Origin of the sequence: Streptomyces sp. SID14478, from assembly GCF_010548525.1 — a bacterium.
Taxonomy (GTDB): domain Bacteria; phylum Actinomycetota; class Actinomycetes; order Streptomycetales; family Streptomycetaceae; genus Streptomyces.
In genome coordinates, this window is record NZ_JAAGMG010001279.1 from 1 (window position 1) to 7077 (window position 7077).

At 70.9% G+C, this 7077-nt stretch carries 5 protein-coding genes; 3 read left to right on the forward strand and 2 right to left on the reverse strand.

From position 1 onward, the window contains the following. Together G3I40_RS41015 and G3I40_RS41020 are read right to left on the reverse strand one after the other, a co-directional pair. A partial coding sequence (locus tag G3I40_RS41015; RefSeq protein ID WP_203645733.1) for a PucR family transcriptional regulator ligand-binding domain-containing protein occupies nt 1-719 on the reverse strand: 719 nt, incomplete at its 3' end. A gap of 30 nt (nt 720-749) precedes the next feature. Beyond that, a complete protein-coding gene (locus G3I40_RS41020; protein WP_164559899.1) occupies nt 750-2552 on the reverse strand; it encodes a glycoside hydrolase family 15 protein in 1803 nt (600 codons plus the stop codon). Nucleotides 2553-3106: 554 nt separating this feature from the next. On the opposite strand from G3I40_RS41020, the gene G3I40_RS41025 reads away from it, so the two are divergent. The 3 genes from G3I40_RS41025 to G3I40_RS41035 form a co-directional block, all read left to right on the forward strand. Beyond that, the gene (locus G3I40_RS41025) at nt 3107-4798 is read left to right on the forward strand and encodes a CTP synthase (RefSeq protein WP_164559897.1); all 1692 of its coding nucleotides are present in this window, start codon (nt 3107-3109) and stop codon (nt 4796-4798) included. 93 nt (nt 4799-4891) lie between these two features. Beyond that, nucleotides 4892-5530: an NUDIX hydrolase gene (locus G3I40_RS41030; RefSeq protein WP_164559898.1), complete on the forward strand. Its 639-nt coding sequence runs from the start codon at nt 4892-4894 to the stop codon at nt 5528-5530. Between the two features lie 410 nt (nt 5531-5940). Then, a partial coding sequence (locus G3I40_RS41035) for an ATP-binding protein (protein WP_203645737.1) occupies nt 5941-7077 on the forward strand: 1137 nt, incomplete at its 3' end.

Sequence of the window (7077 nt, forward strand, 5' to 3'; positions counted from 1 at the left end):
GCCCGCACGGACCCCGCGCCGGGGCCGCCGCCCGGTACGTCCACGAGCACGGCCCCACCGGGCGGCTCGTCCTTGTGGGTGGCACGCATGCCCTCCCACACCTGGAGCGGGTCGGCGACCTCGGAGCCGTCCCCGGCCGCGTACAACAGCTGGCCGTCGGCCGTCTCCAGGAACACCGGGTTCCCGCTGAACTCGGCCAGGATGCGCAGGACCTGGGGCACCCCGCCGCCGTCGAGCAGCGCCTCGGTGCACCGCCGGTGGACCTCCTCGGCCCGCTGCAGCAGCGCATAGTGACCGTTGACGATCTCGGTGTGGATCTCCTCGGTGACCGTCACGAACGGCACCTCCCGGTGCAGCTGCACCAGCGGCAGGCCCGCCGCCCGCGCCGTCTCCACCAGCGCCGCGGGCAGCCGCGTGAACCGCTGCCCCAGCTCGATCACCAGCGCCGCGATGCCCCGCTCGGCCAGCTTGCGGACGAAGGCCCGCTGCTCGGCGGGCCGCGTCCCGATGCCGTACCCCGTGGTCAGCAGCAGCTCGCCGCCCTTGAGCAGCGACGCGATGTTGGGCACCTCGCCCGCGTGCACCCAGCGCACCGTCCGCTGCAGCCGCTCCCCGCCCGCCACCACCTCGGGCAGCCCGCTGCGCAGCCCCGGCAGCTCCAGGGCGCGCTGCACGGTGATGCCGCCGGGGGAGGTGTACGCGGGGGAGGTGCTGTCCATGCTGCGGACGGTACCCGAGGCCCTGCGAGGTCAGCCCCCGTAGGCCCCGCTCGCCGTCAGCCGCAGTGCCGTGTCGATCAGCGGCACGTGGCTGAAGGCCTGCGGGAAGTTGCCCACCTGCCGCTGCAGCCGCGGATCCCACTCCTCGGCGAGCAGCCCCAGGTCGTTGCGCAGGGCGAGCAGCTTCTCGAAGAGCTTGCGGGCCTCGTCGACCCGGCCGATCATCGCGAGGTCGTCCGCCATCCAGAACGAGCAGGCGAGGAACGCGCCCTCGTCACCGGGCAGCCCGTCCACGCCGGCGTCCTCGCCGTCCGTCGGGTACCGCAGGATGAACCCGTCGGTGGTCGACAGCTCCCGCTGGATCGCCTCGATGGTCCCGATGACGCGCTTGTCGTCGGGCGGCAGGAAGCCCATCTGCGGAATGAGCAGCAGCGAGGCGTCGAGCTCCTTGCTGCCGTAGGACTGCGTGAAGGTGTTGCGTTCCTTGTCGTAGCCCTTCTCGCAGACGTCGCGGTGGATGTCGTCGCGCAGCTCGCGCCACTTCTCCAGCGGCCCGTCCGCGTCACCGGACTCGATGAGCTTGATCGTGCGGTCGACCGCGACCCACGCCATGACCTTCGAGTGCACGAAGTGCCGGCGCGGTCCGCGCACCTCCCAGATGCCCTCGTCGGGCTCGTCCCAGTGCCCTTCGAGGTAGCGGATGAGCTTCAACTGCAGCAGCGAGGCGTAGTCGTTGCGCGCGAGTCCCGTCATGTGCGCCAGGTGCAGCGCCTCGGTCACCTCGCCGTACACGTCGAGCTGCAGCTGGTGCGCCGCGCCGTTGCCCACGCGGACCGGGCCCGAATTCTCGTACCCGGGAAGCCAGTCGAGCTCCGCCTCGCCCAACTCCCGTTCCCCCGCGATGCCGTACATGATCTGCAGGTTCTCCGGGTCGCCCGCGACCGCGCGCAGCAGCCACTCGCGCCAGGCCCGGGCCTCCTCGCGGTACCCGGTGCGCAGCAGCGAGGAGAGCGTGATCGCGGCGTCCCGCAGCCAGGTGTAGCGGTAGTCCCAGTTGCGTACGCCGCCGATCTCCTCCGGCAGCGAGGTGGTGGGGGCGGCGACGATGCCGCCGGTCGGCGCGTACGTCAGTGCCTTCAGCGTGATCAGGGACCGTACGACCGCCTCGCGGTACGGACCGTGGTACGTACAGTGCTCGACCCACTCGCGCCAGAAGTCCTCGGTCGCCGTGAGGGCGCCCTGCGGGTCGGGCAGCGGCGGCTGCTGGTGGTGCGAGGGCTGCCACTGGATGGTGAACGCGACCCGGTCACCGGGCGCCACCGTGAAGTCCGAGTACGTCGTCAGGTTCTTGCCGTACGTCTCGGTCTCCGAGTCCAGCCACACGGAGTCGGGCCCGGCCACCGCGACCGTCCGTCCGTCCACCTTGTGCACCCACGGGGTGATCCGCCCGTACGAGAAGCGCATCCGCAGCACCGAGCGCATCGGGACGCGTCCGCTGACGCCCTCCACGATCCGGGTCAGCTGGGGCGCGCCGTCGCGCGGCGGCATGAAGTCGGTCACGCGGACCGTGCCGCGCGGGGTGTCCCACTCCGACTCGAGGATCAGCGAGTCGCCGCGATACGTGCGGCGTGCCGCCGTCGGTGGCTCCGCGTCGGCCGCATGGGCCGGGCCCAGGCGCCAGAAGCCGTGGTCCTCGGTGCCGAGCAGCCCGGCGAAAATGGCGTGCGAGTCGAAGCGTGGCAGGCACAGCCAGTCAACTGTGCCGTCCCGGCAGACCAGGGCTGCGGTCTGCATGTCTCCGATAAGTGCGTAATCCTCGATGCGCCCGGCCACGTGCATCTCCAGTCGAACGGCCACGTACGCCCCTGAACTGCGACGATGTGTCGTGGGGCGATCGCAATGCGGTCTCAGCGGTCAACGGTCAAAAAGGTGGGGTCAACGGATCGTCTTGATACGTCGTCTTGATACGTCGTTGTCAAACGAACTGACGAGCCGGTTGTTCCGGCAAAAACACCGGTGATCGGACTGCTTGTTCCGGTGAACGGTCGGGAACGGGCGGGGGTGTTGCCGTTGTGGTGCCGTTTTCCTGCGTGACTCGCCAGCCGAGTGTCCGAGCAGGATACGACGCACCCAAGTGATCTGCGTGCCGGTCCCGGCAACGCGCCTGCGCCGAACGGGTGAGCACCGGGTGAGGAGGTGGTGTGCACGTGGCGGCCTGTGCACGGAGCGTGGCCGGAAGCACCCTCGCCGCGTCGCTGATACCCTGGTAGCCCGTGAGCCGGTGGTCATAGAACCCCCGAACCGCAGCGACGGCGCCTCCCCCGAAAGTCCGGAGAGCACGCCGGTACGCACCTCCAGACCGCGACCACGGGAGCCCCCTCTTGGCCATGACGCCCAAATCCACGACGACCAAGCACATCTTCGTCACCGGGGGTGTCGCTTCCTCCCTCGGCAAGGGCCTCACCGCCTCCAGCCTCGGGATGCTGCTCAAGGCACGGGGCCTCCGCGTCGTCATGCAGAAGCTCGATCCGTACCTGAATGTCGACCCGGGCACGATGAACCCCTTCCAGCACGGTGAGGTGTTCGTCACCAACGACGGGGCCGAGACCGACCTCGACATCGGACACTACGAGCGCTTCCTCGACCGCGACCTGGACGGCAGTGCCAATGTCACTACAGGCCAGGTCTATTCGCAGGTCATCGCCAAGGAGCGGCGCGGCGAGTACCTGGGCGACACCGTCCAGGTGATCCCGCACATCACGAACGAGATCAAGCACCGCATCCGCCGCATGGCGACGTCCTCCGACGGCGCTGTCGACGTCGTGATCACCGAGGTCGGCGGCACGGTCGGCGACATCGAGTCGCTGCCGTTCCTGGAGACCGTCCGTCAGGTCCGCCACGAGGTCGGCCGCGACAACGTCTTCGTCGTGCACATCTCGCTGCTGCCCTACATCGGCCCCTCCGGCGAGCTGAAGACCAAGCCCACCCAGCACTCCGTGGCCGCCCTGCGCAACATCGGCATCCAGCCCGACGCGATCGTGCTGCGCTGCGACCGCGAGGTGCCGACCGCCATCAAGCGCAAGATCTCGCTGATGTGCGACGTCGACGAGGACGCCGTCGTGGCCTGCCCCGACGCCCGCTCGATCTACGACATCCCGAAGGTCGTGCACACCGAGGGCCTGGACGCGTACGTCGTCCGCAAGCTGGACCTGGCGTTCCGCGACGTGGACTGGACGACCTGGGACGACCTGCTGGACCGCGTCCACAACCCCGACCACGAGATCGTCATGGCGCTGGTCGGCAAGTACATCGACCTGCCCGACGCCTACCTGTCGGTGACCGAGGCGCTGCGCGCCGGCGGCTTCGCCAACAAGGCCCGCGTCAAGATCAAGTGGGTCACGTCCGACGACTGCAAGACGCCGGCCGGCGCCAAGAAGCAGCTCGGCGACGTGGACGCGATCTGCATCCCCGGCGGCTTCGGCGACCGCGGCGTGTCCGGCAAGGTCGGCGCGATCCAGTTCGCCCGCGAGAACAAGATCCCGCTGCTCGGCCTCTGCCTGGGCCTGCAGTGCATCGTGATCGAGGCCGCGCGGAACCTGGCCGACATCCCCGACGCCAACTCGACCGAGTTCGACGCCGCCACGGCCCACCCGGTGATCTCCACCATGGCCGAGCAGCTCGACATCGTCGCCGGTGAGGGCGACATGGGCGGCACCATGCGGCTCGGCATGTACCCGGCCAAGCTCGCCGAGGGCTCCATCGCCCGCGAGGTGTACGACGGCAAGGAGTACGTCGAGGAGCGCCACCGTCACCGCTACGAGGTGAACAACGCGTACCGCTCCGAGCTGGAGAAGAAGGCCGGTCTGCAGTTCTCCGGCCTCTCCCCGGACGGCAAGCTCGTCGAGTACGTCGAGTACCCGCGTGAGATCCACCCCTACCTGGTCGCCACCCAGGCGCACCCGGAACTGCGCTCGCGCCCGACGCGTCCGCACCCGCTCTTCGCCGGTCTGGTGAAGGCCGCCGTGGAGCGCAAGGTGGCCGCCGCCGAGGGTTCGACCGCGGGCAAGAAGGCCAAGTAAGACCTGTCACACAAGAGATGTACGGTTACCGGGGTGCGTGCCTTATGCGGCACGTGCCCCGGTTTCTTTTGCGCACGTGGGAGGACTTTCGACATGACGGCCAGGACGCCGCTCAAGGACACCGCCGAGCAGTGGGAGGTCCGGGCGACCGAGACCCCGTTCGTCGGGAACAAGACCTCCGTGCGCACCGATGACGTGGTCATGCCCGACGGGTCCGTGGCCCGTCGGGACTACCAGGTCCACCCCGGTTCGGTGGCCGTCCTCGCCCTCGACGACCAGGGGCGGGTCCTCGTCCTGAAGCAGTACCGCCACCCCGTCGCCATGAAGCTCTGGGAGATCCCGGCCGGCCTCCTCGACATCCCCGGCGAGAACCCGCTGCACGCCGCACAGCGCGAGCTGTACGAGGAGGCGCACGTCAAGGCCGAGGACTGGCGCGTGCTGACCGACGTCTACACGACGCCGGGCGGCTGCTCCGAGGCCGTGCGCATCTTCCTCGCCCGCGATCTCTCCGAGGCGGAGGGGGAGCGGTTCGAGGTGGAGGACGAGGAGGCCGACATGGAGCTGGCTCGGGTGCCCCTGGCGGACCTGGTGCGGGGCGTGCTCGGCGGCGACCTGCACAACAACTGCCTCGTGGTGGGGGCGCTCTCGCTCAGTGCGGCGTTGGCCGGTGACGGGGTCGAGGCCCTTCGCCCGGCCGAGGCCGAGTGGCCGGCGCGGCCGTTCGAGGCCTGAGCGCCGTAGCTCCGCCGGGCTCGGCCGTCGAGGGTGCGGAGCCCGGCGTGGCCGGTCGCGCAGTTTCCCGCCTTCCCTTTGGGGCTCGGGTCCTCACCGCTCGCCCTCGGCGCGCGTCCGCCGGTGAGGCGGTCCCGGTGCACGCTCGTGCGACCATCTGCTGATCCGACCGGGTGACTTCGCCGCGCCGCTCGCCCAGGGCACCCGCACACCCTGAACTAGGCTCGCAATCGCCCCTGCCGACCCCCGGAGGGGATGGGTGAGACGGAGCGTGGCCCGTGACGGATCAGGCGGTCGAGTCGGACGACGCAGCGGCGGGTGAGGGGTCCTCGGGGGCGTCCCGCAAGCGGCGCCGCACCCGTCGGGGTCAAGACGTGACGGCCCCTCAGTTCCTGGGGCGCAGGCGAGAGTTGAAGGAGCTCCGCGCCGACATCGAGCGAGCCGGACTCGACACCCTGTCCGGCCGCAAAGCCCCCCGCGCCCGCGTCCTGCTCATCGCGGGCCGCCCCGGTACCGGACGCACCGCCCTCGCCGAGGAACTGCTGCGCCAGGTCGCGGACGCCTACCCGGACGGCGCCCTGCGCACCCGGCTCACCGGCCCCGACGGCACCCCCGTACCGACCGAACGCGTCGCCCGTGACCTGCTGACCGCGCTCGAACTGCCCGCACCTCCCGGCGAGTCCGCCGACGACCTCACCGAGCGCCTGCGCGAGGGGCTGTCCGTACGCCGGGTCGTGCTGCTGCTCGACGACGCGGGCGACGCCGAGCACGTCGACCCGCTGCTGCCCGACTCCCCGGACTGCCTCGTCGTGGCCGTCGCCGAAGGGCCGCTGACCGGCATCCCGGACGTACGGCCCTGCACGCTCGGCGGACTCGACACCAAGGCGGCGCTGGAGTTCCTGACCCGGCACACCGGCTCCGTCCGGGTGACCTGCGACCCGCGCTCCGCCGAGTCGCTGGTCGAGCTGTGCGGCGCCGAACCCGCTGCCCTGGAGATCGCCGGCGGCTGGCTCGCCGAGCGCCCCAAGGAATCCGTGGCCGACCTGGCCAAGCAGCTGCACGTGGACGGTGACGGCGACGGGCCCGCCCTCGCCCGGGTCTTCCGGCACTCCTACGCCTCGCTGCCCGGGCCCGCCGCCCGGATACTGCGCTACCTGTCACTGGCCCCGGAGGGGTACGTCGACCCGCACACCGCCTCCGCGCTCGCCGGCTGCTCCGTGTCCGCCGCCCGCACCACCCTCGACGACTTCGTCGCCCTCGGCCTGGTCCGGGCCGTCGACACAGAGCTGCCGCAGTACGAGGTGCCGGGCTGTCTGATGCCGCTGTTGCACGGGCTCACCGAGACCCTGGACCGCCCGGGCGAGGTGCAGCTGGCCCGCGCCAGGATGCTGGAGCGGACCGTCCGGCTGCTGACGTCCTGCCGTGCGATCACCGAGCCCGACGACTCGCCGGCCCGCAAGAAGCTCGCCGGGCTGCCCAGCGCCCTGCGGTTCGCGAACCCCGAGGCGGGCGCGGAGTGGCTGCGGGTGCGGCGGCCCGCGCTGCTC

Coding starts and splice junctions, on each gene's coding strand:
- G3I40_RS41025 (WP_164559897.1), top strand. CDS start 3,107: ATGACGCCCAAATCCACGACGACCAAGCACATCTTCGTCACCGGGGGT.
- G3I40_RS41030 (WP_164559898.1), top strand. CDS start 4,892: ATGACGGCCAGGACGCCGCTCAAGGACACCGCCGAGCAGTGGGAGGTC.